The following is a 26,395-nucleotide window of genomic DNA, read 5'->3' on the forward strand; positions in this document are numbered from 1 at the left end:
GGACCAGCGGCAACGCTGACACCGCGCTCCAGGCCGACTCAACTAGCTGGTAACCACCGGCGCGAAGGTTACTTGCTGGTAGTCGCTGCTTGCGCATACCGACCGCTGGACGGCAGCAGTCAACGAGCCTTCGTGAGATGCTCACGTTCCGAGGCTAGTTGGTTGCCTGCTGTAGATTGCAGTGTCGTGCTTCTCGTGGCAGCGAATCCGGAGCCTGAACCGCCCCGGGTTCTGTGGAGACCTCAGCTGTTGGCTCCAACCATCTCGCGGGGCTGGGGTTGAGCGTAGAACGCCGATTCGTGTTCGGCGGGTGGGACGTGCCCGATGGCTGAGTGCAGGCGCTGGTTGTTGTACCAGTCGACCCACTCGGCGGTGGCCAGTTCGATCTGAGCGAGGCTGCGCCACGGACCTCGGGGTTTGATCAGCTCGGTCTTGTAGAGGCCGATGGTGGACTCCATCAGGGCGTTGTCCAGGGCGTCACCGACGCTGCCGATCGAGGCGTCGATACCGGCGTCGAGCAGGTGGGTGGTGAACCGGAACGACGTGTACTGACTGCCCGCATCGCTGTGGTGTACCAGGCCCGCCCCGACGGTTTGGCCGGCGCGGTCTCGGCGCCATAGCCCCATGTCGAGGGCTGCCAGGACCAGCGGGGTGCGTTTGGTCGTCGCGGCGGACCAGCCGACGATCGCCCTGGAGTAGACGTCGACGACGAACGCGACGTAGACGACGCCGGACCAGGCGGCGACGTGGGTGAAGTCCGCGACCCAGCACCGGTTCGGGCGGGCGGCGGTGAAGTCCCTGTTGAGCAGATCGGCGGCCCGTTCATGCCCGGGGTCAGCGACCGTCGTGCGGATCTTCTTGCCCCTCACGACACCAACCAGGCCGGCGTCACGCATCAACCGCTCGACCGTGCACCGGGCCGCCGGGTGACCACGGCGGTGCAGCTCGTGCCAGATCTTACGGGCTCCGTAGACGCCGTAGTTCGCCGAGTGGATCTCGCGGACCAGTTCCCTCAGCTGCGTATCGCGGACCTGTCGCTTCGACGGCGGACGCTTCTTCGCCGCCCAGTAGCCACTCGGGGTGATCTGCAACCCGTGCTGGCGCAGCACGCGACAGATCGGCTCGACTCCGCCGAAGCGGTCCCGATGCTTGTCGACGAAGGTCACGAGCGTGTCGTAGGCCGGTCGAGCTCGGCCGCGAAGAAAGCCGACGCGGCCTTCAAGATCTCATTCGCCCGACGCAGCTCGGCGTTCTCCCGCCGCAGCCGCTTCAGCTCCGCCGACTCCTCCGACGTGACCCCGGGCCGCTGCCCCTGGTCGACCTGCGCCTGGCGGACCCACTTGCGCAACGTCTCGGCCGTGCCGATCCCGAGCCGGGCCGCCACCGCCGTGATCGCCGCCCAGTCCGACTCGTAGTTCGGCCGCACCTCCACGACCATCCGCACCGCGCGCTCACGCAGCTCCTGCGGATACGGCTTCGTTCCTGCCATCTCTCGATCCTTCCCAAGCGGGGAAGTCTCTACAAGATCCGGGGCGGTTCAGTCACACCCTGAGAAGGGACCACCCATCGGGCGACGTCATGCCATGATTCGCGCGTGTCCACACCAGCTGCCCGACGGAGCGCCTCCGCGCTCGCCCTTACGCTCCTGCTGACTGGCTGCGCCAACCAGGGCGCCCCAGTGCAAGCCGAGCCGACACCCCCGTGTCGGCTCCGCCTGAAAACTGGCTCTGGCACACATTCTGTGATTGATCTTGTTGGTGGCTCACGACTTGGTCAGGACGCGTTTGCGGAGGAGGTCGAGGTTCGCTCGGCCATACATCTGTCGCTTGATCGTCTTGATGCGGTTGACCTGGCCTTCGACGGGGCCTGAGCTCCAGGGCTGGGTGAGGCCAGCGACGACGGCGTCACGGTCGCTGGCCAGGCCGGCGGCGAAGCCGCGGATCTCGGGGTATCCGGCATGGCGGGCGCGGTTGATCCAGGCGTCGAGGTGTTGCCCGGTGCCTTGGTGGCGGACCAGCGTGGCGAACCCGCGGGCGAGGTCGGCGACGGTGTCGAGGTCGGGGCAGCGGCGGCGGGCGTCGGTGAGGTTAATGCGGTCGTCGTCGGTGAGTTTGTGGCCGGGTCGCATGATCCAGGCGGTGATCCGCCGGGCCGACGGCACCCGTACTGCGGTCGCAGGGGTGGGGCGGGTGCGGTTGATGGCGAGCCAGTCCCGCAGTACCCGCAAGCTGCCCCGGTAGCCGCGGGCCACGATCTCGGCGTGCAGCACGGCTGTCTGGTGGACGCCGTCGGTGAGGCGTTGCCGCAGGTAGGGGTGGAACGGGGCGAGGACGCTGGGTCGGCTGGCGGCGTTCGGGCCGATCAACGCCTCGGCGGTGGCGGCGTGAGCGTACTTGCGGGCGGTTCTGACGTTCATGTCGAGCCGGCGGGCGGTCGCGCTGATCGACAGTCCTTCGGCTCGCAGGGCGTGCACGGCCGCGTGGCGTTGGCGGGTGTTCGCCGCCCGCCGTCCCGTCCTGACCGGCTCGTCGGCTGGGGCGACCAGGGCAGATGTCGGTTCTGTGTGGGTGCGTAGGCAACGGCGGTGTCCACGGATGACTTTCTCGACGGTGTCGCTGAGGTTCTTCAGCAGGTGCCACCGGTCGGCGACCTGGATCGCGTCAGGTGCTCCCTTGCGGGCGCCCTCGGCGTAGCTGCCGCCTCGGTCGCGGCAGATGATCTGAACACCAGGATGGTCGCGCAGCCAGGCGGCGAGGGTGTCGGCGGTGCGATCGGGCAGAACGTCGATCGGCCGGCGGGTGTGCATGTCGAGCAGCACCGTCGCATATCGGTGCCCACGGCGGCGGGCGAAGTCGTCGACGCCCAGAACCGTCGGCGTCACCGGCGACGGGTCGGGCATCCGGCGGATCATCCGGATCAACGTGGAGCGGGACACCGACACGGCCAACCGCTGCGCCAACCGGCTTCCCGGTCGGCCGCCCAACGCCGCCGCGACTGCTTGCAGATCACCTGTCGCGAGGACCGTGTGGCGGGCATGCCTTCGGGTCAACCCCGGCACCTGCTCGACGAACGTCTGCCGTCTGCATTCGGCGTTCACGCAGGCGAATCGGCGGACCGTCAACGCGACCAGCACCTCGTGGCTACCCAACCTGACATCGGCCAGCCGCCGCAGATAGCGACCGTGCACCGTGGTCGACCAAGCGCCGCAGACCCCGCACGACGCCCGCACCGTCTGCGTCGCCGCGTCGATCCTGACCGTGATGCCCCGAACCACCACCGCTTCCAACCGCAGGCCCGTCAGGTGCGGCAACAACGCCGGAATGATCTCCACCTGGGCACCCAACCCGAACTACCGGCGAGCGCGACTCACAAAATGTGTGCCAGAGCCAAAGTTCAGCCGGCGTTGACACCCCGACCTACCACCTGGTCGACGACCTGTGCGAGCGACTCGACCACAGCTGGATGACTGACCTCGCCGAAACGCCCCCCAGGCACAGGTCGATCCCATCGCTACCTGCCGGCAAGGACCATCGGCGGTGTTTCACCACGGCACTCGACAAACATCGGCGCACCCTGGTCCAGGTGCAAATCGATACGTCAACGCCCTCGGACGGCCAGGCCGCCCTGCCCGGATCCTCGCAGCCATTTGACGGTCTAGGAGACCAGGCGCGGATCCAGTTCGGGGAGCCCGTCACAGGCCCGAGCGAACACTTGGGGGGCCAGATCACCACCCGCATCGACCGCCTCGCAGCAGTTCACGGAACCGCGAAGGTATGGGTGACTCTTACAGTCCACGCGCCAGCGGTTCCCGAAAAGACAGCAACCGAAGCAGCACTTACCGACTACGTGAACGAGATCCTTACGTTCATGGCGGCCGTTCAGTAACGGTAGGCGGTCCTGGACCGCGTTGGGGGCGCCCGCATCTGAACGTCCACGTCGAAGCGGCCAACGGCGAGTTCAGCGACGCCGGCACCAACGGCCTCTCAGCCAAGCCGTTCGCTTGCGAGGGAGCCTGCAGTATTCAGTTGGTCGAGCCGCCAAGGTCTCCCTCGATGCGCAACAAGCCGTGGCCGCTGACTGTGTAAACAGGCGCGTCGCTTTCCGTCTTCGCATCGCGATCCAGAAATCCGAGATGGTGGACCGCGAGCCCGGAGTGATGGCCCATCGACTCTGACCTCGACGCACTGGAGATGCCCAGCAGCCGGGCTCCGGCCTTCGACGGCAGCCACTACCCGGCCCTCGGGTGGTCCGCCGCCCCGCCAGCCGGCGGATCGCCGGAAGGCGCACGTGGCGAGCCCCGGTCGACGGTCCCGTATCCCCAGGTGAGCCGGCATCGGTGGAACACGTGACTCCACAAGAAGGGCACGGTCATGGCGAGGTCAGAGGTGATTTTCAAACGGTGCGGGTGCCGGGACGACCAGCGGCGGCGATTGGAGCAGTCCTGCCCCCGATTGGGCGAACGTGACCACGGCACCTGGTACTCCACTGCTCCGCCACGAATCTGCTCGGCCAGCGGGAGCGGGCCCGTCGTGGTGGCTACCCATCGCAGGCCGCCGCCCGCCACGCCCGCGACGAATGGCTGAACAGCACCGAGGCGGACCGGACGGCACAGGGCTGGACGGTCGAGCGGTGGCTGCGTCACTGGCTCGACAACCGCACCACGATCCGGCCCACCACGCGCTTTCACTACACCCGCGACATCGACACCATCCTCATCCCAAAGCTCGGCCACTACCGCCTGGCCGACCTCGACGCCCCACTCCTGCGCACCGTGTTCGCCCAAATAGCGGCCACCAGGAACAGCAAGGGCCGTCCCCAGTCCGCCTCGGCGATGCACCACCTGCGCACCACCCTGCGCGCTGCCCTCAACCTCGCCGTCAAGGAAGGCATCCTGGACCGCAACCCGGCCCGGCACATCGAGATCACCGGCTACCAGCAACCCCACGCCAAGGTCTGGACCGACGCCCGCGTGCAGTCCTGGGAACAGACCGGCGCCCGGCCGGCCGTGGCGGTCTGGACCGCCGACCACCTCGCCGAGTTCCTCAGCGCCGTCAACGACGAGCCTCTGTTCGCCCTCTGGTGGCTCGCCGGGCTACGCGGACTCCGCCGCGGCGAGCTGTGCGGGCTGCGGTGGACCGACATCGACATCGACCGGGGCACCCTGACCATCGAGCGCAACCGCACCACCGCCAGCTACCACGTCATCGAAGGCGAGCCGAAGACCCCGGCCGGGCGGCGGACGGTCGCCCTCGACAAACGCAGCGTGCAGATCCTGCGCGTGCACCGCCGCCACGAGCAGGACCGCAAGGCGGAGGCGGCGGACAACGGCAAGCCCTGGACCGACAGCGGATACGTGTTCACCCGATCCGACGGCAAACCGATCAACCCGAACTACGCCACCACCCGATTCCGGATCCTCGTCCGCCGAGCCGGGCTGCCCCCGGTACGGCTGCACGACCTGCGCCACGGCGCCGCGTCCCTCGCCCACCAAGCCGGCGCCGACCTGAAGACCCTGCAGGACCTCCTCGGGCACTCCAGCATCGTCGTCACCGCCGACACCTACACCAGCGTCCTACCGCAGATCCAACGCCGCTGCGCCGACGCCGCCGCCCAACTCGTCCTCAACGCCGCCCGCCGCACCCGGAAAAAGATCAACGCCAGCGCCCGCAAGAACCGGCCCGACCGCGGCCCCAAAGCCGGCACCCCAGCACCGACGAAACCGAAAACGGGTGCTCCCGCCCCAACGAAGCGCAAGCCCGCCGCAAAGCCGCAGGTCACATCCCGACACACCCCCGAAAACGCCGCTTCCTGGGCTGCACCCACATCGCACCCACGCGACACCCACCGTCCACAGCAGGCGAACAACAAAAAGGTCCGAGCCGCGTTTCCGCAGCCCGGACCCCTTATGATCTTGCGCGCCCGAAGGGACTCGAACCCCTAACCTTCTGATCCGTAGTCAGATGCTCTATCCGTTGAGCTACGGGCGCTGGTGCTCGGCCAGTCTACACACCCGGCCTTCGCGCGGAGACTCCGGGATTCGAACCCGGGAGGGGCTTTAAGACCCCAACCGCATTAGCAGTGCGGCGCCATAGACCAGACTAGGCGAAGTCTCCCAGGTGGCCCGCAGACCACCGCGCCCGAGGATACAGGCCGCGCCCGGCCGGGAGCAAAGCGACTACCGGAACGAGTTGCGCCCAGTGATCCCCGGACGGCTCCCCGCTGTGCGTTGGTGTGATCAGGACTACGCTCCATCGACATGCAGGAGCAGCCGCCCAGCGAGCAGAACCGCCGTGAGCCTGCTGAGGGAGCCCGCCGACGCACCGCGAAGGCGACCTTCACGCCGCCTCCGGCACCGGCACCGTCGCCACCGGAGGAGCAGGAGGACCCGACCGGGTCCCGTCCTCGACGGTCGAAGGCGGCACCGAGCGTGCTCTTTCAGCCGCCACCGACGCCGGAGCAGCCGCTGCCGCGCCAGTCCGGGCCGGCCGCGTCCCGGCCTTCGGCCACGCCGGTGCCGCCGTTCACCGGTGTGACGGAGGCGGCGGGCCAGAGCGAGCGCACGGCTTCACCGGCGAGCCGAAAGGTCGGGGAAGCCACGTCGGTACCTGCGTCGCGTCGCCGTGGTAGCACCGGCCAGCCGCCGGCAGCGGGTTCGGACTCCGTTGGAACGGACGTGACTCCGGCTGACGCCCGACCCGCCCGCCGGAAGTCAACCAGGCGCGAGACATCGCCGAAGCAGGTTGGATCTGCCGACCCCGGTTCCAGCCTTGGAGCCCCGGCCACCGACACCTCAGCCTTCGACACCACGGAGACGGACAGCGGGACTACCGACGCCGAAAGGACCGCCCGGACGACCGATTCCCCCTCCGTTGACACTGGCAAGCCGGCCGCCGAGGGGACGGGCGGGGCAGCGGCCGGCCCCGCTGCGGCCGGAAGGGCTCCGGCACGGAAAGCGGCCAAGACGACGGCGGCGCAGAGAAGGGTGCGGGCGAGCGACGAGGGGGCACCCGAGGCGACCGGTGTCGAGAAGGCGACGAGGAAGGCTACCCGGCGAACGGCAACCGGCGCGGTTACCGCCCCGGGCGAGGCTGGTCCGACGGCGTCGGGTACCGAAACGGCGGCGGCCAGGGCCGAGGCAGCACCGGTCAAGGCAGCCCGGAAAGCCACGAAGCGGGCTCCCCGTAAGAGGACCACCAGCGAAGCGGCCAGCGGCAACCCGACCGCCAGCGAGACGACCGCCACCAGCGGCACGGCGACCACCAGCGAGACAGCCATCAGCGGCACGACCACCAGAAAGACGACGGCCAGCGGACCGGCCACGAGCGCGACGACCACCGACGGAGTGGTTGGCGAGCCCGGGTCAGCGCCGGGCAGTGCCGTCTTGGTGCCGGCGGCCGGGGCCGCACCGTTCGGCGACGGCAGCGGGCGCGACATTTCGGGGCGTACGCCGGAATCGGAGCTGGGGATGCTCGTGACGCGGGTCGTCGACCATCCGGGCTTCGCCCCGGAGCTACTGGCCCTGACCGCGGTGGAGGTCCTCGGGCCCGGCGCGGCCGAGTGGGGCCGGCGGCTGCGGGAGTTGTACCCGGGGGCGCGGGCGGACGGGCTGGCCCGGCTGGCCAACCGACGCTTCGTCCGGCAGGCCGGCGTCGGTGGGGCGACCGCCGCGCTGAGCGGAGTCTTCGCGCCGGTGGTCGAACTGGCGGCGGTGCTCTGGTCGCAGGCGAACCTGGTGCTGCACCTGGCGGCGGCGTACGGCCATGATGCGGCGCATCCGGACCGGGCGGCGGAACTGCTGATGTTGGCCCAGGTACACCCGGACCTGGCGAGCGCGGAGGCGGCGGTGGCGGCGGCGCGGGCGGCGCAGGGGCCGGAGGAAAAGCCCGGACTCCGCGCGGTCGAGGCGGCCTGGCGGCTGGCGGCCCCGCTGGCCGCGCAGGCGGGTGGCTGGCTGGCGCTGCGGCTGGTGTCCCGGCTGCTGCCGGGTACGGCGGCACTGACCGCAGCGGCCGGCAACTCGGCGGGGGCCGAACGCCTGGCCGCCCGAGCCACCACCCTCTACCGCCCACCCCACCACCCCACCCCGTGAGCCGGTTGACCAAGAAGTTTTCGTCACGGCACGCCAGGCGGACAGACGTAAACCTCTTGATCAACTTCGAAAGGCGGCCCGGGGCTGGACTGGTCAGAGCCAGGTGAACCATTCTCGGGGTAGCAGGGCGTAGCCGAGGAAGGCGACGATGTCGAGCAGGGCGTGGGCCACGATCAGCGGCATCACCCGGCGGGTACGCAGGTAGAAGAGGCTGAACACCACCCCCATCACCGCGTTGCCGAGGAACGCGCCGAACCCCTGGTAGAGGTGGTACGAGGCGCGCAGCAGCGCGCTCGTGGCGATGATCGCGCCGACCCGCCACTGGAGCTGACGCAGCCGGGTCATCAGGTAGCCGACCACGATCACCTCCTCCAGGATGCTGTTCTGGAACGCGGCGAGGATCAGTACCGGCACCGTCCACCACAGGTCGGGCAGGGCGGCCGGCACCAGGGTGGCGTTGATGCCGAGCTGGGCCGCCGCCCAGAACAGCGCCAGGCCGGGGAGGCCGATCAGCGCCGCCAGACCGGCGCCCCGGGCCAGGTCGGACCCGGGTCGTCCGAAGTCCAGGCCGAGGGTCCGTACCGGATCGCCGGGGTCCCGCGCCAGCAGGTGTACGGCGAGCAGCACCGGCAGCAGCGCGAAGACGATGCCGAGCAGTTGGTACGTCAGGTCCAGGTAGGGGCGGGCCGACGCGGAGGTGTTCAAGGCGGCGGTCTGCCGCGACAGGCCCCCCTCGGCGGTCAACTTCGCGATGATCGACACGGCGGCGTAGACGGCCGACTGGCCGAGGGAGAGGCCGAGTACCAGCATCGTCTCGACGCCGAGTGTCCGGCGGGACACCGGACGGGTGAGCTCAACTGTCACCGGACCACTCTGCCCGACCGGAGGCGCTCCCGGTGACACCCGCCCACCGGCGAACAGCCCTCACGATGCGATCGCACATTCTGTGCGACCTTCATGCACGCTCCGTGGAGATTCTGTCTGGGCCCGATCCGCCGTCAGAAGAAGGAGCGCCCCCGGTGGACAACTTCGCGCGGCTGCTGAAGGAGAGCTGGACCCTGGTCGAGGAGGACCGGGTCCGGCTGAGCGGTCACTTCTACGCCCGGCTCTTCCTCCTCGATCCCGAGCTGCGCAAGCTCTTCCCGGTGCAGATGACCGGCCAGGGCGACCGGCTGCTCGAAGCGATCATCGCGGCGATCCACACGGTGGACGACCCGGAGGGCTTCGACGAGTTCCTCCGTGCGCTCGGCCGGGACCACCGCAAGTACCACGTCGAGGCGGCCCACTACGACACCATGGGCGTGGCGCTGCTGGACGCGTTGCGCAGCACTGCCGGCGACGGCTGGAACCTGGAGTACGACCAGGCGTGGCGGGACGCGTACGCGGCGATCGCCGAGAAGATGCTCGCCGGGGCGGCGGCGGACGACGACCCACCGTTCTGGCACGCCGAGGTGCTGACCCACAAGCGGTACGGCCCGGACACCGCCATCCTCACCTGCCGGGCGTTGCAGCACCCGTTGACCTGGAAGGCGGGTCAGTACGTCAGCGTGGAGGTGCCCCGTCATCATCCCCGGGTGTGGCGGACGTACTCGATCGCCAACGCGCCGAACGATGACAACGTGCTGGAGTTCCACGTGCGTACGCCGGCCGACGCCGCCGGTTGGGTCTCCGGCGCGTTGGTCCGGCGGACCGGGCCGGGCGACCTGCTGCGGGTGGCCGCGCCGATGGGGTCGATGACCGTCGACCTTTCGTCCGAGCGGGACATTCTCTGCGTCGCCGGTGGCGTCGGACTGGCCCCGATCAAGGCGCTCGTCGAGGAGTTGGCCGGTTACAACCGGGCCCGTTGGGTGCATGTCTTCTACGGCGCCCGCACGGCGGCGGACCTCTACGGTCTGGACCGGCTGCGGGAGTTGGTGGCCGCCCACCCGTGGCTGTCGGTGACGCCAGCGTGCAGTGACGACCCGGAATTCGACGGCGAGCAGGGCGACATCTCCGACGTGGTGGCCCGGTACGGGCCGTGGACGACGCACGACTGCTTCGTCTCCGGATCGGCATCGATGGTGCGCGCCACACTTCGAGTGCTGGCCGCCGACGACGTACCGGCGCAGCGGACCCGGTACGACACGTTCGGCAACCTGTAGAGCTTTGCTCCCCCCGAACCGGGGCGCGTGCCCCTGCCCCCTGGGGCACGCGCCCCGGCCCCCGATCGGGCGGACCGGCACCGCCCCGCGCCACCTCGTCCGTCCGGCCGTCGTTCCCACCCGGGCGGGCGGGGTCGCGCCCCGGAGTCGTGCCCGGTCAGTAGCGCCACGGGTGGCCGGATTCGCGGTACTCCTCGATCGGCACCAGCGGCACTCCGGGTGCCATCCGGTCGACGTAGAGCCGGCCCTCCAGATGGTCGATCTCATGTGCGACCAGCCGGGCCATGCCGAATTCGAAGGAGGTGATGATCCGACCGCCGTCGAACTGCGCGTGTTCCACGTCCAGTCGTAGCGGTCGCGGCACCAGCCCGCGATGGTCGAAGAAGGAGAGGCACCCCTCGTACTGTTCGTCGGTGTGTGGTGCCGCATCGACCACCCGAGGATTGAGCAGCACGACGGGCTCGGCGGTGCGGTCCGGCGGGCGGACCACCGCGGCGGCTCGGTCGATGTCGAGCTGTGGGGCGGCGATTCCCACCCCCTTGGTGAAGGGGTGCAGTTCGTCCAGCCGGGCCAACGCGGTGATCAACCGGTCGACGATCTCCCGGGCGAGCGGTTCCTCGCGCGGCAGGTCGAACGGGCGGGCCGGCTGGCGCAGCAGATCGGCGCCGCGCTGCACGATGCCGAGCCCACGCATCCGGTCCGACGGTCGGACGCGCCCGCCCTCCGCCTCGGGCTCCGGTTGGGCCCGGAATCGCCACTGCAAGCGGTACCTGGCGTTCAGCGGTGGCTCGTCGGTTGCCCAGTCGAAGATCGCCCGGTCGCCCTCGTCGCGGCGGGTCACCGCCGTCCGCAGCGGGCCCTCCTCCGCCGAGAGCGAGGTCTCCGCGCCCCAGACCTGCGGGTCCAGGGCCACCGGCAGGTCCAGGCGTACGGCGAGGTGCCGGGTCGGTACGCGGACCGCGCGCTGGAACCACGGCCCCCACTTGTCCCGCCCGACGGTGTACGCGTACTCGATGGTGGCGCGGCGGCCGGGGTAGAGCGGGAAGCGACGTTCACCGTTCTCGAAGAGCAGCCAGATCTCCTTGAACGCGTCCCGGTCGTGCTTGGCGCGCCAGTGCATGGTCTCCCGCTCGCCGGACTCTTCGCGGCAGGCGACCAGTTGCAGCTCGGCGAAGCTGAGCGGGTGTTCCCGGTGGTGGCGGTTGGAGCGGCCCGGGTCGCTGGGGTAACGGTCGACGGCCACCCGGATCAGGTATCGGGTGACCGGCTCGACACCGGCGTTGTACAGCTCACGCCGGATGACGCAGCGGTAGGCGTCGTCGGTGTGGGTGAGGACGGCCGTCTCGCGTTCGACGATCAGACCGGTGCCGGGCGGCATCCACTGGCCGGGCAGGCTGGCTTCCCGGTGGTTACGGTCGCTGCGGGCGTGGCGAAGGTCGTCGTACTCGCGGAAGCGCTGCCAGATCGCGCCGCTGGCCTCCAGGACGGCCTCGGCGCGACGGGCGAAGTCCTCCGTCGGTCGGTGCCGGCGTCCCTCGACGTGACTGACGTACGAGGGGTCGAAGCCCATCAGGGTGGCCAGTTGTTTTTTGGACAGCCCCCGCTCCGTCCGGTGCCGGGCGAGTTCGGCGGCGAAGGAGTCGGCAGCCCGATCGAGCGGTGAGGTCGTCATCAGCTTCCTCGTGGCCGGGAGTACCAAGTTTCACGTTGAGTCGCCGGCCACACACACATCTGGCACCTAGTCGACAAGAACCTTGACTGATGAACGTTTCATACCGATACTGCCCCGAGTCTCCAGGCCGACACCGACAGTAGTTTTCCCCCCGCCCGCGACCCGGGTTGCCCGCCTCACCCCACCGTCGGGTTCCCCTGCGCCCGAAAGTGTGGTTAGGCTAGCCTTAGTACGACCATGGACGCTTCGGATCGAGTGGGTCAGGTGACGCGGGGGTGGATCAGGTGACAGCGGTGCTGCCCCTTCGGGATCCAGCCGCCACACCCCTGACGCCGGTCACCGCGACCCTGCGGGCCATGTTCGGCACCGACGACCTTCCCGGGCTGGCCCCGGGCCTGCTGGTCGCCGACGAGGCCGGTTGGGCCCCGGCGACCGCCCTGACCGGTACGCGACTGCCGGAGCTACTCGAATCGGCGGTCCGGCTGTGGGGTGGCACCCCACACGCCTCCGCCGCGCTCGCCTGGAAGGCGTACAGCTACTGGGCGGCGCTCCCGGTGGTGCTCGGCTGGGCCGCCGCTCGGCGAGTGCCGCTGCTCGACCACACCGAGGCACTGATCCACTTCGCCGATCGGCGCGCCCTGGTGACCGTCGGCCTACGCGAGTCGATCCCGGTCGCGGTGCTGCCCAACGATCCGCTGGCGCTCGCCGGGCTGCCCCAGGTCCGAGTGGTGGCCGACGAGCGGGAGTTGCTCGCCGCACTGCGCGCCACGCTGCTGGACGGGCACCTGTCGCCGGTGATCTCCGCGATCCAGGGCGAGGTCCGCATCGGTGCCCGCACCCTCCTCGGCTCGGTGGCGTCCGGCGTCGCCCACGGGCTGCTGCGGGCCGCCGACGGCTTGCCCGGTTCTGCGGTCGAGGCGATCGACACGCTGCTCGACGCGCTCGGCCTGGCCGACCTGGTGGAGCTGGTGCCCGGCCCGAACGGCGAGCCGATCGTGCAGCGCCGCACCTGCTGCCTGGCCTTCACCCTGCCCCAGCCGAAGGTCTGCCAGGGCTGCTGCATCCGCAGCTGAGTCGGCCCGTCACTCATCCCGTCAGCGGGCGCACGTCCCAGATCCAGACACCACCGGCGTATCCGGGTTCGATGCCGGTCAGCTCGGTCATCCCGGTACGCAGGGCGCCGGCGTGTTCGTGCGGCCCAAGGATCACCACGCCGGCCCGCCAGTACCGCAGGTCCTCCACCGCCTCCCGGCGGGTCCACTCGGTGATCGGCGGCACCTCGCCGGTGCGTCGGATGGTGCCGAAGAAGGTGCTGGTGGGGCGCGGGGGCGCGGAGAAGAGGGCGACCCGGTTCCGGCCCGGCCGGGTGTCCGGTCCGAGGAAGTAGCCACGAGCGATCGGCATCTCCTGGCGGGTACGGGCGGACCAGCGCAAGGGCTCGGCGTACTCGGTGTCAGGCAGCGGCAGGGTCACCACGCTGCGCCCACCGGTGAGGTAGGGACGCCAGGCACCCGAGGTGACGAACTCGGGCACCGGTTCGAGCCGTTTCGTCGGCAGCGGGGTGGGCAGCACCGGCACCAGCGCCATCGCCAGTCCGGTCGCTGCCGCGAAGCGGATCTGCGACCGGCGGTCCGGATACCGGGCCGTCAACTCGCGGACCTTCGCCGCGCCGTACGCCAGGATCAGCCCGATGATCGGGGTGATGGCCAGCGCCCAGCGGGTCGGCACCACCGAGTGCAGCACCGGCAGGTCCTCCAGCAGCGCCCACGGCCCGGGCACCCCGGTTCCGCGACGGTCGAAGCGGATCTCCCGGCCGAGCGAGAGCACCGCGAAGAGCAGCCCGAGCACGGCCAGACCGATCACCACGGCGCTGCGCCGCAGCCACCACACCAGCGCCACCACGAGGATCACCAGCGGCCAGCCGAAGAAGGCATTCTCCTCGGTCGGGTTCTTGGCCAGTCCGGCGGCGCTGCGGGCGTCACCGGCCAGCGACTCGCGGGAGTAGGCGAAGTACGAGGCCAGGTCCGTGGAGTAGCCCCGGATCAGCCAGGGCAGCCCGTGGTAGGCGCCGGGGCCGAAGAACTGCACGTACAGCGGGTAGGCCAGCAGCACGGCGGAGACCACGGCAGCCATCCCGAGCCCGGCGGCGAACGGTCGGACCCGGGCCCGCAGCTCGGGCCGGCCGATCACCATCGCGACGACCACCACGGCGAGGCCGATCGCGGTCATCAGCAGGATCTCCAGGTTCAGAAACGCCTGCCAGACGATCACCAGGGCCAGCAGCAGACCGTTGCGCAGCCACCGCCCGGGTTCGGCGAGCCGCAGAGTACGCCAGATGATCAGCGGCACCACGTACTGCGACACGATGTTCGGATGCGCATTGGCGTGGGAGACCATGGCTGGGGCGTACGCGCAGAAGGCGGCCCCCAGCCAGGCCGGCCCGCGCGAACCGGGCACCACCACCCGGGAGATCAGGAAATACCAGGCGGTGGCGGTGGCGATCATGCCGAGGGTGAGAAAGAGCAGGAACGCGGCCCGAGTGCCGAACAGCAGGGTTATCGGAGTCATCGGCAGCGATACGGACAGAACAGACGTATTTGCCATCAAATTGACGGATTCCGGGACATTCATCCGGTCCGACGAGAACGGATAGGCCAATTCCGTGACAACCCGGGCACCATGCGCGAACATCCATTCGAATTGCGCCATGTCGGTCGGATTGTCGCGAATACCATCGCCAGGATTCAGCCACATCCGTCCGGTGACCCAGAAGCCGAACGCGGCGAAGCTCGCCACCGCCAGGGCATCCTTCCATCGCCCCGAGCCGCCCTCGCCCCGTACGCGTCCCGCCTGGACTGCGGCACTTCCCGCCTCGGACTGCGCGTCAGGTCGGCCCGAATCGGGAGTAGTCATAACAATTCGCAGCGTAGTCGGCCCATGTGGTCAGCGTGCAGGGTTCGGGGCACTGGCGTAGTATCGGTCAAGTTCTCTGGCTATCACCGATCGTGCACCCCCACCCCCGACCGCTAATTCGGCCATCACGGGCCCCGATATCCCCGCCGTCCGGGCGGATGGTTCACTCAGTCGGTCCCGGCACGGGTCGAGTCGTATCGTGAGGAATCGACGCATGGCAGAAATCACTGGGGATCAGCGCGTGCAGTCCGAGGTCCTGGAGGGCCTCGCCACGGCGGTCAATCACCGGCGCTGGTTCGTCGAGCTGGCCGTGCCCTACCTGGGTGACAACCCCATCGAGATCGGTAGCGGCCTCGGCGACTACGCCCTGGAGTGGAGCGAGAACTTCCCCCGGTTCACCGCCACCGAGGCCGACCCGGACCGCCTGGTGGCCCTCAAGGAGCGCCTGGCTGACCGGCCCTCGATCGAGGTACGCCAGATGCTGCTGCCCAACCCCGAGCAAGGCGACTACAGCGCTGCGGTCTCCTACAACGTGCTGGAGCACATCGAGGACCACGTCGGGGCGCTGCGCAGCATGGGCCAGTTGGTCCGGCCCGGCGGAGCCGTCGTGATCATCGTGCCGGCGTTCCAGTTCGCGATGAGCCCGGCGGACATCGCCACCGGCCACGTCCGGCGGTACACGAAGAAGACCCTGGCCGACGCGATGACCGAGGCGGGCCTGCGGGTGGAGAAGATCCACTACGCGAACGCGCTCGGCCTGATCGGCTACTTCATGGCCACGAAGGTCTTCCGGCTGATGCCGAAGGAGGGCCCGATGGTGAAGGTCTACGACACTCTGGTCCTCCCCGCCACCAAGGCCGCCGAGCAGCTGGTGCGACCGCCCTTCGGCCAGTCCGTCTTCGCCGTAGCCCGTACCCCCGGCTGACCAACCCCCCGGCTGGTCCCGACGCAGCGTCCCCGTTGACCATGAGGTTGGCGGCACTTTCAGAGCCAACCTCATGATCAACCTGGGGATGGGGGCGGGTCAGCCGGCGATCTGGTAGGTGGGGCGGGTGGTGGCTCGGGCCAGGGTGTGGAAGGCCAGGTTGAAGCCGACGTAGGCGGGGGTCGCCTCCGGGGTGACGTCGAGACGTTCGACGTCGAGGGCGTGCACCGCGAAGACGTACCGGTGCGGGCGGTCACCGGGCGGCGGCGCGGCACCGCCGAAACCGTGCTCCCCGTAGTCGTTGCGTACGGTGAATGCGCCCTTCAGGTCCTGCTCGGCCGCGCCGCGTGGCAGTTCCGTCACGTCGGCCGGCAGGTTGACCAGCACCCAGTGCCAGAAGCCACTGCCGGTCGGCGCGTCCGGGTCGAAACAGGTCACCACGAAGCCCTTGGTCTCCGCCGGGAAGCCCGACCAGGCCAGGTGCGGCGAGACGTTGTCGCCACCAGTGCTGCCGTGGGCGTGCGCCGCGTCCATCGGCTCACCGTTCCGCACATCTTCACTGGTCAGCGTGAAGGAGGCGACGGTCGGCAGCAGCTCGTACGGGTCCGGAGCGATGGGACGTTCCAGGGTCATCGACACAGGTCCTTCCGGTGGAAGTGGTGTTCTGCGCCCCTTTCATACCCTGTGACGCGCTGACATTCGACAGAACCGGCCCCGAGTCCGCCGTAACCGAGAGCACCTCACAGCGGTTGTCACCCTGCAACATCTAGCGAAGGAGTCTCTTGGCCGGGGTCTGGCGTGACTTCATCACCGCCGTCGTCGATGCCGTGCGTCGACGTGACGAGGCGGCCCTCAGCGACGAACGCCGCCGGGCACTGGACCGGCTCGCCGACCAGAAGATCCGCGAGGAGCAGCGGAAACGCCCTCCGGAAAGCAGCTCAGGCGGCTGAGGGTCACCTCGACCTGCCGCCGCTTGTCGCTGGCACGACCCGACCGGCAGCGCCTACGGATGCTCGTCGGTGATCGCGATGACCTCGTCGAGGCGGTCCAGAGCCGCCTGCAGGTCGTCGACCTTGGCCTGGATGCGGTCGCGCTCGGCGCGCAGCATGGCTCGCTGCTCGGCGTCGGTGTGCCCGGCTCGCCAGCAGGGCAGCAGTTCCGCGATCCGCTGACTGGTCAGGCCGGCGGCGTACATCTGCTGGAAGAAGCGCACCAGGGTGATGGCCTCCGGCCGGTAGCGGCGCTGGCCGGACGGGCTGCGCTCCGCGGTGAGCAGCCCCTGCTGCTCGTAGTAGCGCACGGCGCGTACCGAGACGCCGGCGGCCCGCGCCACCTCGCCGATGCGGATCAGCCGCTCGGCTGCGGTCCCCGTGGCGGTCATGGTGACTCCTCTCACTCCGGCGCTGACGCGCAGCACTTGCCTCTGACGTCAACGTCAGGTTCTAGCGTAGCGGGCATGGATATCAACAACTCGGTTGCCCTCATCACCGGAGCCAATCGCGGCCTGGGCCGCGCCTTCGCCAAGCGCCTGCTCGAACGGGGCGCCCGCAAGGTCTACGCGACAGCCCGCCGACCGGAGACCGTCGATCTGCCCGGGGTCGAGGTGCTGCCGCTCGACATCGCCGACGCCGCCTCCGTACGCGCCGCCGCCGAGGCCGCCCCGGACGTCTCGCTGCTCGTCAACAACGCGGGCATCCAGACCGGCACCGACCTGGTGACCGGCTCACTGGACGCGGTGCGGCACGAGCTGGAAACCAACGTGCTCGGCCACCTGGAAATGATCCGGGAGTTCGCGCCGGCGCTCGCCCGCAACGGCGGGGGCGCGATCGTCAACGTCCTCTCCGCCATGTCGTGGTTCGGGGTCAGGGGCGCCAACGCCTACCACCTGACCAAGGCCGCCGCGTGGGCCATGACCAACGGCGTTCGCCTGGAACTCGCCGAGCAGGGCACCCTCGTGACTGCGGTCCACCTCGGCCTCGCCGACACCGACATGTCCGCGGACTGGCCCGTGGTCAAGATCGCACCGTCGGATCTGGCCGACGCGGCGCTCGACGGCGTCGAGGCGGGATCCGCCGAGGTCCTCGCTGACCAGTGGAGCCGGGACGTCAAGTCCCGACTGACGCTGAGGCCGGAAGAGTTCAACGCCGCGATGGATCGCGCCCTGGCGGCGCTGACGGCGGCCTGAGCCGCTCTCCACGAGCTTCCGGACCGCCGCTGGGGCTCCTGCTCGCTGTCCAGGTGAGCGGAGGGTGTGGGATTCGAACCCACGAAGACATCGCTGCCTTACCGGTTTTCAAGACCAGCGCCATCGGCCACTAGGCGAACCCTCCTGGACCACGCGGTGCGTGGCCGTGCCTAGTCTGCCACGCCGCGTACGTCAGCGAACGGCCGAGCTACCCGGTGCGCCGTGACCACTGACGGTGGAGGGTGGCCCGGGGTCGCCGACGTGGAGTAGGCCCGGGATCGGGTAAGACTGGGCCATGCGAGCGATCACCATTGCGGAGCCCGGCGGACCTGACGTATTGAGCTGGAGCGAGGTGCCGGACCCGCAGCCGGGTCCGGGTGAGGTGGTCGTGGACGTGCGGGCCACTGCGGTGAATCGGGCCGACCTGTTGCAGCGGCAGGGGCACTATCCGCCTCCGCCGGGCGCGCCCGCGTACCCCGGGTTGGAATGCTCGGGGGTGGTCAGCGCGACCGGTCCCGACGTGGCCGGCGTGCGGGTGGGAGACCAGGTCTGCGCGCTGCTGGCGGGCGGCGGGTACGCCGAACGGGTGGCCGTGCCCGCCGGGCAGTTGCTGCCGGTGCCGGCCGGCGTCGATCTGGTCGACGCCGCCGGCTTGCCGGAGGTGGCGTGCACGGTCTGGTCGAACGTGGTGCAGGTGGCCCGTCTGACGGCGGGAGAGACGCTGCTGGTGCACGGCGGTGGCAGCGGAATCGGCACGTTCGCGATCCAGCTCGGTGCCGCGCTCGGCGCGACAGTGGTGGCGACCGCACGGGCCGCCAAGCACGAGCGGCTGCGTGAGCTGGGCGCCGACCTGCTTGTCGACTACCGGGAGCAGGACTTTGTCGAGGAGGTTCGGCAGGCCACCGACGGCCGGGGCGCGGATGTCGTCCTGGACATCATGGGCGCGTCGTACCTGGGGCGGAACGTGGCCGCCCTGGCCGCCGACGGGCGGCTGGTGGTGATCGGCATGCAGGGCGGCCGCAAGGGTGAGTTGGATCTGGGTGCGCTGTTGGCCAAGCGCGGCACGGTCGCGGCCACCGCGCTGCGCTCTCGGTCGTTGGAGCAGAAGGCCGCGATCGTACGCGGGGTACGCGAACAGGTCTGGCCGCTGGTCGAGGCGGGCCGGGTGCGTCCCGTGATCGACCGGCGGCTGCCGATCATCGACGCGGCGCAGGCGCACCGGCTCGTGGAGTCGAACGAGCACGTCGGCAAGGTGCTGCTCACCGTCGGCTGAGCCTGATCACGTGCCGGCCACCGACACGGGCAGCCAGCCCGGGAAACTAGCCGGGCAGTACGAGTCGGGCGCCGGGGCCCTCACCGCCCAGATTGTCCTCCGGGTTGTAGAGGGTGCAGCGGCGCAGCGAGAGGCAGCCGCAACCGATGCAGGCGTCCAGGTCGTCGCGGAGCCGACTCATCAACCTGATCTTTTCGTCCAGCCGGGCCCGCCAGGTCGTGGAGAGCTTGGCCCAGTCCTCGGCGGTGGGGGTACGGGCGGCCGGCAGCGAGTCGAGCGCGGACCGGATCTCCTCCAGTGAGATGCCTACCTGCTGGGCGATCCGGATGAACGCCACCCGGCGCAGCTCAGTGCGGTGGTAGCGGCGTTGGTTGCCGCTGGTCCGCTCGGCCCGGATGAGCCCCAGCCGCTCGTAGTAGCGCAGCGCGGACTGTGCCATCCCGCTGCGGGCGGAGAGTTGACCGATGGTCAATGCTTCCTGCATCACGTCGCCTTGAGTTGAACCTCGCTTCAACTTGCAGGCTATCCGTATGACCACACTCGCTACCACGGCCCGGGTCGCCGAGGCCGCCGCGCCGCTCGACGGGCGCGATCCGGTCGCACCGCTGCTGGAGCGCGTTCGCGCCGGCCGGCAGTTCGGTGCCAACGTCCTGTCCACCCTCGACGTGCTCCAGGTGCTCTACGACCGGGTGCTGCGGATCACCCCGGCGACCGTCGACGACCCCGACCGCGACCGTTTCCTGCTCTCCAAGGGGCACGCCGTAGCTGGCTACTATGCGCTGCTCGCCGCGAAGGGCTTCATCCCGCCTGACTGGCTGGACGACCAGGGCGGGCCGTCGAGTCGGCTCGGCGACCATCCCGACCGCACCCTGATCCCCGGCGTGGAGATCGGCTCGGGTTCGCTCGGGCACGGCCTGGGGCTGGGCGTCGGCACCGCCCTCGGGCTACGCGCCCAGGGCCGGCCCGAACCCCGGGTGTACGTGCTGCTCGGCGACGCCGAACTCGACGAGGGCTCCAACCACGAGGCGATCGCGTACGCCGGAGCGGTCGGCCTCGGCAATCTGACCGCGATCGTGGTGGACAACTCCTCCGCCACCCACGGCTGGCCGGGCGGAGTGGCCACCCGGTTCACGGTCAACGGGTGGACCGCCGCGACTGTCGACGGGCGGGACCGGGACGCTCTCCACCCGGCGCTGACCGGGCACCACGGCCACCGGCCGCACGCCGTCGTAGCGCTCGTCAGGGACGGTGAGTGATCGTGCGGGACACCTTCGTGGCCACCACAACCGCCTTCCTGGACGACCCGCGGACCGTCATCGTGCTGGCCGACATCTCCGCCGCGGCGTTCGCTCCGGCCGCCGCTCAACACCCCGACCGGGTGGTCAACGTCGGCATCCGGGAGCAGCTCATGTTGGGAGTGGCGGGGGGCCTGGCACTGACCGGGCTGCGCCCCATCGTGCACAGCTACGCGCCGTTCCTCGTGGAGCGGACGTACGAGCAGATCAAGCTGGACCTCGACCACCAAGGGGTGGGCGCGGTGCTGGTCAGCGTCGGGGCGTCGTACGACCGCGCGGCAGCCGGCCGCACCCACCTCGGCCCGGCGGACGTCGCACTTGTCGACACCCTGCACGACTGGACGGTGCACGCCCCCGGCCATCGGGACGAGGTACCCGGGTTGCTGCGCGACGTGGTCTGCGGCCAGGACTCGGCATACGTGCGGCTCTCCACCCAGAGCAACGCGCAGGCGTACCCGGAAGCGGGCGACCTGCGGGTGCTCCGGGACGCCGGCCCGGGGGCGGCGCTGCTGGTCGCGGTCGGTCCCACGTTGGACGCGGCCCTCGACGCGACCTCGGACCTGCCGGTCACCGTGGCGTACACCCACCGCCCGCGCCCGTTCGACACCACCGGCCTGCGGGCGCTCGCGAACAGTGCGGTGATCCTGGTCGAGCCGTACCTGGCGGGCACCTCGACCCGGCTGGTCTCGGACGCGCTGGCCGACCGGCCGCACCGGTTGTTGGCGCTCGGGGTCCGCCGCGAGGAACTGCGGCGGTACGGTTCGGCGGCGGACCACGCGCGGTGGCACGGGCTGGACGCGACCGGGCTACGCCGCTCGATCACCGATTTCCTGTCGCCGGCGCTGGTCTGAGCGCGTGCCGGTCCGCGGCATGTCGCGGTCTCCGAGGCCGACGTACGGCCCGACATGCCGCAACCGGCACCGGTCCCGTCGCAGCCGGCGGGACGGTCAGCGGGCCGAGGCGTCGGGGTTACGGCGGGTGCGCTCCCGGCCGAGGATCCAAATCGCCTCGACGCCGTCCCGCCAGGTGATCTTCTTGCCTTCCTCGCGCCCCCGGGCCCGGTAGCTGATCGGCACCTCGTACGGCCGGATACGGCGACGCAGCAGCTTGCCGGTCACCTCGGCCTCCATGCCGAACCCTCGGGATCGGACGTCCAGCGAGCGGTACAACGCGACAGGCATCAGCTTGAAGCAGGTCTCCAGGTCTCCGATGTAGGAGTTGAACAGCACGTTCGCCGCCATGGTGACGCCCTTGTTACCCATCACGTACCAGAAGCTGTAGGCGCTGTGGCTGCCGAAGGTGCGGTTGCCGTAAACCACCGTCGCCCGCCCGTCCAGCACCGGGGCGAGCAGCTTGGGGATGTCCTGTGGGTCGTACTCCAGGTCGGCGTCGAGGATGACCATGTACTCGCCCTCGGCGTTGGCCACCGCCGTGCGGATGGCCGCGCCCTTGCCCGCGTTGCGCTGGTGCGTGATGACCCGCAGCCGGGCGTCGTCGGCGCGCCCGAGGATCTCCCCGGTGCCGTCGCGGCTGCCGTCGTCGACCACCACGAGCTCGATCGCGCATGGGTATTCGACCGCCAGCGCCTGCTTGAGGGCATCCGCGATGCGTTCTTCCTCGTTGTAGACCGGCATGAGGATCGACAGCTTCACGGGAATCTCCACGAGGGCGGGTAATGTGTCGGCCATAGCCTAGCCCGGCAGGTCAGTCGAGTGGCGACGACCACCAATGGCGATCCACGGCCGGGCACTCAGGCTGATGGTGTTTACTTCCGCCATGTCGGCCGCCGGCTTCCCGTTCGTCCTGGTTCCCGTCGCCGCCCTCATTCTGCTCAGCGTGGCGTTACGACCACGCAACGTGGAGACCGTGGCGCCGCGGCGACTCGCGGCGCTCCGGGCGACCCTCGCCGTCGGTGCCTTCGCGGTGACCACCGTCGAGGTGCTGGGCGCGCTGCGGCTGCTCACCGCGCCCGCCTTCGGCCTGGCCTGGCTGCTCTTCCTCGCGGTGGCGGCAGCGGCCGCCGGGTGGCGCCGACGGGCCGACGCCACGGCTCGCAAGGCCGAAGTGCCTGCCAGGGTCCCGGTCGAAGGTGCCGGTGCCTCGTCACCGGACTCCCCCCACTCCATTCCGCCCGGATCAGCGGGCGTCCTCGCCGAGCCGTCGGGCGCGCGGGTTGCCACGGTCGCTGTGGGACCGGACCGGCCGTCGACACCGTCCGGACCGGACCGACCGCTGGCCGGCGGCTGGCGCAGCGCCGCCAGCGCCTTCTGGCGTACGGCGAGCCGTGGTGAGCGGCTGCTGGCCGGTACGGTCGCCGGACTGCTCCTTGTCGAACTGCTGATCGCCCTGCTGGCCGCACCCAACAACTACGACTCGCAGACCTACCACCTGCCCAAGGTGGAACGCTGGGTGGCCCAGGGCGACCTGACGTTCTGGGCGACCGCGATCCACCGCCAGGTGACCATTCCGCCGGGCGCCGAGTACCTGCTGCTGCACCTGCGGCTGCTCACCGGCGGCGACGCGCTGCACCACCTGGTGCAGTGGGCCGCCGGACTGGTCTGCCTGCTCGCGGCCGCCCGGGTGACCGCGCAGCTCGGCGGCGGCCGGCGGGCCCAGTTGCTCACCGTGTTCCTGCTGGCCAGCACACCGATGGTGACGCTGCAGGCGACCAGCACCCAGACCGATCTGGTCTGCGCCGCCTGGGTGCTCTGCGCCGGCACGCTCGCGCTGGACGGGCTGCGCCGCCGTGCGCACCTGGGTGACCTGCTGGTCCTCGGGGCGGCCACCGGCCTGACCGCGGTCACCAAGACCAGTGGCCTGCTCGCGGTCGGTCCGCTGCTGGTGCTCTGGGGGGTGGGCCAGCTACGCCTGGCGTACGCCGACCGGCCGGCCACGCACCGCCGGACTCCGGTCGCCGGGATCACTCGTACCGTCGGCGCCTCGGTCCTGATCCTGCTGGTCGCCGCCGCGGTGGTCGGCCCCTTTCTGGGCCGGGTGTACGCCGAGTTCGGCCACCCCCTCGGGCCGGAGCGGCTGCGCGAGTCGGTCCCGATGGAGCGGCACGACCCACCCTCGGTGCTGGTGAACGCGCTCCGGATCGCACACACCGCACTTGACACTCCGCTGGCACCGCTGCGCGAGGTGTCCGCCGAGGCGATCATCGGGGTGGCCGGACTGATCGGGGTCGACCCGCAGGACCGCGCGATCACGTTCGGGCGGGAGATCTTCCCGGTCGCGTCCTGGTATCCCGACGAGGACCGGGTTGCCTTCCCGCTGGCCGGTGCGCTGGCACTGATCGGTGCGGTGGCGGCGCTGCGTCGCCCGGCCCGGGTCAGTCCGGGCGCGGCGGGGGCGCTGCGCGGGTACGCCCTGGTGGTGGTCGTCGCCGTGGTGCTGCACACCGCGATGATCAAGTGGCAGCCGTGGGGGAACCGCCTGATCCTCTATGCCCTGGCGGCCTCGGTGCCGCTGGCCGGGCTCTGGCTCGACGCGCTCTTCCGTCGCTCGGGTCAGCTCGGCTTCCGCGTCCGCGATCGGCGCGGTGGCCCGGCGGACAGCGATGGCCGACGGCCCGTGGCCGCCGGGCTCGCGGTGACGGTGCTGGCCACCTGCGCACTGGCCGGGGTGTTGTCGGTGTCGTACGGCTTCCCGCGCCGGCTGGTCGGCACGGGCTCGGTCTTCACCACTTCCGACTGGGAGAGCCGGTTCGTACGGCGTCCACAGTGGGCGGATGAGTACCGGTGGGCCGCCGACGCGGTCCGGGCCGCCGACGCGCGCCGAATCGGGCTGTCCCAGCGCAACGACGACTGGGAGTACCCCTGGTGGCTGCTGCTCCGCGACGCGGACGGCACGCCGCCGGAACTACTGGCGCTCCAGTCGGTGCTGGACGACCGACCACCTGCCGATCCGGCCTCGGTCGACGCGATCCTCTGTGTCGGCAGCCGGAAAATCTGCACCGACCTGCTGCCCGCCGGCTGGCGGCTGGAGTTCCGCAGCTACGTCGGCTACGCCCTGCCCGAGCAGCGGTGACCGGGCAGCCGGCGGTGACCGGCAGGCGGCGGTGACCGGGCCGCGCGGCACGCCGAGCGGTCCGGGCGGAAAAGGGGCCAATGGCCCGGTTCGGCGCAGCACGTAAGTATTCCGAGACGTATTCACATACCTGCATCGCACGCGTTACCGTCCGGTAACCCGATCGACGTCCCGCGATCGGACCGAAAGGAGTGCGTCGATGTCTGGTACCCACGCCAGGCGTGAACGGACACCTCGACGGCGCCTTGCCGAGGTCGCCGTCCTCGCCACCGCTCTCGTCCTGCCGATGCTGGCCACGGCCTCACCCGCCGCCGCAGCCGACCGTCCCGCCGTCCAGCCGCTCCCCGCCCACCTCGAATCCATCCGCGCCGCCGAGGCCACCGCGCTCTACGGCGCTCCCGGCATCCGCCCGCTCGACCAGCGCCGCACCGCACTGATCACCATGGGCGACAGTCAGATCTCCGGTGAGGGGGTCGGCAACTACGTACCCGGCACCCACCAGCCGGGCAACTGGTGCGACCGCTCGTACGATCAGGCGGTCTTCCGCACCGGCATCGCCGCCGACGAGCGCTACAACATCGCCTGCTCGGGTGCCACACCGTGGAATCTGATCGTCGGCGGTCCCACCCAGCACAACGAGTTGAACCAGGGCGACCATCTAGCGATCAAGGCACGCAACACGCACATCAAGCTGATCTGGGTGGTGGCCGGCGCGAACGGCGACGGCACGATCCAGTTCGGCCCGGTCGCCACCGACTGCGCCGTCCGCCGCGTCTTCTTCCAGGGCCCCTGCTGGCCCACCTACACCGACCAATGGACGGTACGCACCGACGGCAGCCGCCGAGCCGTCGAGGAGGCACTCACCGACATCCGCCGGACCATGACGAACGCCGGCTACCTCGGCTCCGACTACGAACTGGTGTTCATGTCGTACTCCAGCCCGGCCAGCCCCGACGTGGAGGACAACCCGAACTTCCCCGGCTGGTACTCGGGCGGCTGCCTGCTCTACCTCGCCGACGCCGCGTTCGCCCGGAACAAGGCGGTGCCGCTGTTCGAGTCGGCGCTGCGGGCGGCGGCGGCCAACACCGGCACCCGCTACCTCGACGCCAGCCGCCTCTTCCACGGCCACGAGGTGTGCACCGACAACACCTCGGTACGCGGGCTCTACATCGAGGTGGGGATCTGGGACGAGAACGCGGCCCGCCAGTCGTTCCACCCGAACTACCGGGGACACGGCATGTTCGCCCAGTGCATCACCCAGTTCTACGCCTCCGGCCAGCAGCAGGGCACCTGCGTCGACCCGGCCAGCACCGGAAACGGCCAGCTCTACCCCGGACTTATGGAGTTCCGGCAGCTGCGCAACGCCGCCACCGGCACCTGCGTGGACGGCAAGGGGTACAACTCACGCAACGGCACGGCGCAGCAGTCGTACCGGTGCCATGGCGGGCGTAACCAGGGCTTCTGGTACGACCCGACCCGACAGTCGCTGCACTCCGAGCTCTCCCACGACCGCTGTCTGGACGTGGCCGGTGGTTCGCTGCGGTCGGGCACGGCGGTGAACATCCACGACTGCCATGGCGGCACCAACCAGAAGTTCACCATCTCCGGCAACCAGGTCCGCGCCGCCGGTGCCACAAACCTCTGCCTGGCCTTCGACAACCCGCTGCTCGGCACCCCCCGACTGCGCCTGGCCAACTGCTCCAGCAGTTCCCGGCAGCAGTGGTCGTTCGAGTCGCGGTCGTTCGCCCAGCCCGTCGGGTACGGGCGGGACGACTTCATCGGCTCCCGGGTCTACTGACGCCGCGGGCAGGCCGGCCCGCCGGGCCCGGCAACGGGGTGATCGCATCGATCACCGCGCCGGGTCCGGCGGGTC

At 70.3% G+C, this 26,395-nt stretch carries 23 protein-coding genes and 3 tRNA genes; 12 read left to right on the plus strand and 14 right to left on the minus strand.

Going from position 1 to position 26,395, the window contains the following annotated elements; genetic code table 11:
- Positions 1-242 precede the first annotated feature (242 nt).
- The 3 genes from ACN26Z_RS01580 to ACN26Z_RS01590 all read right to left on the minus strand — a co-directional run bounded on the left by ACN26Z_RS01580 (position 243) and on the right by ACN26Z_RS01590 (position 4,165).
- A protein-coding gene (locus ACN26Z_RS01580) for an IS3 family transposase (RefSeq protein ID WP_421459667.1) occupies positions 243-1,489 on the minus strand; the annotation gives its coding sequence in 2 pieces (ribosomal slippage) (positions 243-1,207 and positions 1,207-1,489; 1,248 coding nt in all).
- A gap of 273 nt (positions 1,490-1,762) precedes the next feature.
- Complete coding sequence (locus ACN26Z_RS01585) at positions 1,763-3,331, minus strand: ISL3 family transposase (protein WP_421459668.1); 1,569 nt, start codon at positions 3,329-3,331, stop codon at positions 1,763-1,765.
- 690 nt (positions 3,332-4,021) lie between these two features.
- Complete coding sequence (locus tag ACN26Z_RS01590; protein ID WP_421459669.1) at positions 4,022-4,165, minus strand: hypothetical protein; 144 nt, start codon at positions 4,163-4,165, stop codon at positions 4,022-4,024.
- Positions 4,166-4,771: 606 nt separating this feature from the next.
- Here ACN26Z_RS01590 and ACN26Z_RS01595 point away from each other — a divergent pair.
- A complete protein-coding gene (locus ACN26Z_RS01595) occupies positions 4,772-5,941 on the plus strand; it encodes a tyrosine-type recombinase/integrase (protein ID WP_421459670.1) in 1,170 nt (389 codons plus the stop codon).
- Here the strand turns inward: ACN26Z_RS01595 and ACN26Z_RS01600 are convergent.
- The 3 genes from ACN26Z_RS01600 to ACN26Z_RS01610 form a co-directional block, all read right to left on the minus strand.
- A tRNA-Arg gene (locus ACN26Z_RS01600) sits at positions 5,915-5,987 on the minus strand. The genes ACN26Z_RS01595 and ACN26Z_RS01600 overlap by 27 nt on opposite strands.
- Before the next feature lie 35 nt (positions 5,988-6,022).
- Positions 6,023-6,113: transfer RNA gene (locus ACN26Z_RS01605), tRNA-Ser, on the minus strand.
- 322 nt (positions 6,114-6,435) lie between these two features.
- Complete coding sequence (locus ACN26Z_RS01610) at positions 6,436-7,335, minus strand: hypothetical protein (RefSeq protein ID WP_421459671.1); 900 nt, start codon at positions 7,333-7,335, stop codon at positions 6,436-6,438.
- 130 nt (positions 7,336-7,465) lie between these two features.
- On the opposite strand from ACN26Z_RS01610, the gene ACN26Z_RS01615 reads away from it, so the two are divergent.
- Complete coding sequence (locus ACN26Z_RS01615) at positions 7,466-8,089, plus strand: hypothetical protein (RefSeq protein WP_421459672.1); 624 nt, start codon at positions 7,466-7,468, stop codon at positions 8,087-8,089.
- A gap of 93 nt (positions 8,090-8,182) precedes the next feature.
- Here ACN26Z_RS01615 and ACN26Z_RS01620 read toward each other — a convergent pair whose 3' ends face one another.
- Positions 8,183-8,953 (minus strand): CPBP family intramembrane glutamic endopeptidase, encoded by a 771-nt coding sequence (locus ACN26Z_RS01620; protein ID WP_093410728.1) that lies wholly within the window; start codon positions 8,951-8,953, stop codon positions 8,183-8,185.
- A 155-nt stretch (positions 8,954-9,108) separates the two neighbouring features.
- Here ACN26Z_RS01620 and ACN26Z_RS01625 point away from each other — a divergent pair, with 155 nt between their 5' ends.
- Positions 9,109-10,230: a globin domain-containing protein gene (locus ACN26Z_RS01625; RefSeq protein ID WP_421459673.1), complete on the plus strand. Its 1,122-nt coding sequence runs from the start codon at positions 9,109-9,111 to the stop codon at positions 10,228-10,230.
- A 157-nt stretch (positions 10,231-10,387) separates the two neighbouring features.
- Here the strand turns inward: ACN26Z_RS01625 and ACN26Z_RS01630 are convergent, their stop codons facing one another.
- Positions 10,388-11,902: a peptide deformylase gene (locus tag ACN26Z_RS01630; protein WP_282236415.1), complete on the minus strand. Its 1,515-nt coding sequence runs from the start codon at positions 11,900-11,902 to the stop codon at positions 10,388-10,390.
- A gap of 356 nt (positions 11,903-12,258) precedes the next feature.
- On the opposite strand from ACN26Z_RS01630, the gene ACN26Z_RS01635 reads away from it, so the two are divergent.
- A complete protein-coding gene (locus tag ACN26Z_RS01635; RefSeq protein WP_282240656.1) occupies positions 12,259-12,975 on the plus strand; it encodes a hypothetical protein in 717 nt (238 codons plus the stop codon).
- 13 nt (positions 12,976-12,988) lie between these two features.
- Here ACN26Z_RS01635 and ACN26Z_RS01640 read toward each other — a convergent pair whose 3' ends face one another.
- Entirely contained in the window at positions 12,989-14,815 is a 1,827-nt protein-coding gene (locus tag ACN26Z_RS01640; protein ID WP_421459674.1) for a hypothetical protein, read from the minus strand.
- Positions 14,816-15,029: 214 nt separating this feature from the next.
- Here ACN26Z_RS01640 and ACN26Z_RS01645 point away from each other — a divergent pair, with 214 nt between their 5' ends.
- Positions 15,030-15,740 (plus strand): class I SAM-dependent methyltransferase, encoded by a 711-nt coding sequence (locus ACN26Z_RS01645; RefSeq protein ID WP_282236413.1) that lies wholly within the window; start codon positions 15,030-15,032, stop codon positions 15,738-15,740.
- A 99-nt stretch (positions 15,741-15,839) separates the two neighbouring features.
- On the opposite strand, the gene ACN26Z_RS01650 is transcribed toward ACN26Z_RS01645, so the two are convergent.
- Complete coding sequence (locus ACN26Z_RS01650) at positions 15,840-16,373, minus strand: YbhB/YbcL family Raf kinase inhibitor-like protein (RefSeq protein WP_282236412.1); 534 nt, start codon at positions 16,371-16,373, stop codon at positions 15,840-15,842.
- Between the two features lie 149 nt (positions 16,374-16,522).
- Here ACN26Z_RS01650 and ACN26Z_RS01655 point away from each other — a divergent pair, with 149 nt between their 5' ends.
- Entirely contained in the window at positions 16,523-16,690 is a 168-nt protein-coding gene (locus ACN26Z_RS01655; RefSeq protein WP_421459676.1) for a hypothetical protein, read from the plus strand.
- 53 nt (positions 16,691-16,743) lie between these two features.
- On the opposite strand, the gene ACN26Z_RS01660 is transcribed toward ACN26Z_RS01655, so the two are convergent.
- Entirely contained in the window at positions 16,744-17,121 is a 378-nt protein-coding gene (locus ACN26Z_RS01660; RefSeq protein WP_421459678.1) for a MerR family transcriptional regulator, read from the minus strand.
- Positions 17,122-17,196: 75 nt separating this feature from the next.
- Here ACN26Z_RS01660 and ACN26Z_RS01665 point away from each other — a divergent pair, with 75 nt between their 5' ends.
- A complete protein-coding gene (locus ACN26Z_RS01665; protein WP_421459680.1) occupies positions 17,197-17,925 on the plus strand; it encodes an SDR family oxidoreductase in 729 nt (242 codons plus the stop codon).
- 58 nt (positions 17,926-17,983) lie between these two features.
- Here the strand turns inward: ACN26Z_RS01665 and ACN26Z_RS01670 are convergent.
- Positions 17,984-18,070: transfer RNA gene (locus tag ACN26Z_RS01670), tRNA-Ser, on the minus strand.
- Between the two features lie 150 nt (positions 18,071-18,220).
- Here ACN26Z_RS01670 and ACN26Z_RS01675 point away from each other — a divergent pair.
- Complete coding sequence (locus tag ACN26Z_RS01675) at positions 18,221-19,198, plus strand: NAD(P)H-quinone oxidoreductase (RefSeq protein ID WP_421459681.1); 978 nt, start codon at positions 18,221-18,223, stop codon at positions 19,196-19,198.
- A gap of 46 nt (positions 19,199-19,244) precedes the next feature.
- Here the strand turns inward: ACN26Z_RS01675 and soxR are convergent, their stop codons facing one another.
- Positions 19,245-19,682, minus strand: a complete 438-nt coding sequence (soxR, locus tag ACN26Z_RS01680; protein ID WP_421459683.1) for a redox-sensitive transcriptional activator SoxR — start codon at positions 19,680-19,682, stop codon at positions 19,245-19,247.
- Between the two features lie 46 nt (positions 19,683-19,728).
- Between soxR and ACN26Z_RS01685 the strand changes: the two genes are divergently transcribed.
- Positions 19,729-20,454 carry a transketolase gene (locus ACN26Z_RS01685; protein WP_421459684.1) on the plus strand — a complete coding sequence of 242 codons (726 nt, stop codon included), beginning with the start codon at positions 19,729-19,731 and terminating at the stop codon, positions 20,452-20,454.
- A gap of 2 nt (positions 20,455-20,456) precedes the next feature.
- Entirely contained in the window at positions 20,457-21,344 is an 888-nt protein-coding gene (locus ACN26Z_RS01690; protein WP_421464484.1) for a transketolase family protein, read from the plus strand.
- Positions 21,345-21,440: 96 nt separating this feature from the next.
- On the opposite strand, the gene ACN26Z_RS01695 is transcribed toward ACN26Z_RS01690, so the two are convergent.
- Positions 21,441-22,145, minus strand: coding sequence for a glycosyltransferase family 2 protein (locus tag ACN26Z_RS01695; protein WP_421459686.1), 705 nt, complete (start codon positions 22,143-22,145; stop codon positions 21,441-21,443).
- Positions 22,146-22,269: 124 nt separating this feature from the next.
- Between ACN26Z_RS01695 and ACN26Z_RS01700 the strand changes: the two genes are divergently transcribed.
- Both ACN26Z_RS01700 and ACN26Z_RS01705 read left to right on the plus strand, forming a co-directional pair.
- Positions 22,270-24,522, plus strand: a complete 2,253-nt coding sequence (locus ACN26Z_RS01700; protein ID WP_421459688.1) for a hypothetical protein — start codon at positions 22,270-22,272, stop codon at positions 24,520-24,522.
- Between the two features lie 199 nt (positions 24,523-24,721).
- Positions 24,722-26,320, plus strand: a complete 1,599-nt coding sequence (locus tag ACN26Z_RS01705; protein ID WP_282236404.1) for a ricin-type beta-trefoil lectin domain protein — start codon at positions 24,722-24,724, stop codon at positions 26,318-26,320.
- Positions 26,321-26,395: the final 75 nt, after the last annotated feature.

Source organism: Verrucosispora sp. WMMD703, from assembly GCF_049178935.1.
In the GTDB taxonomy this organism is placed as follows: Bacteria; Actinomycetota; Actinomycetes; order Mycobacteriales; family Micromonosporaceae; genus Micromonospora; species Micromonospora sediminimaris.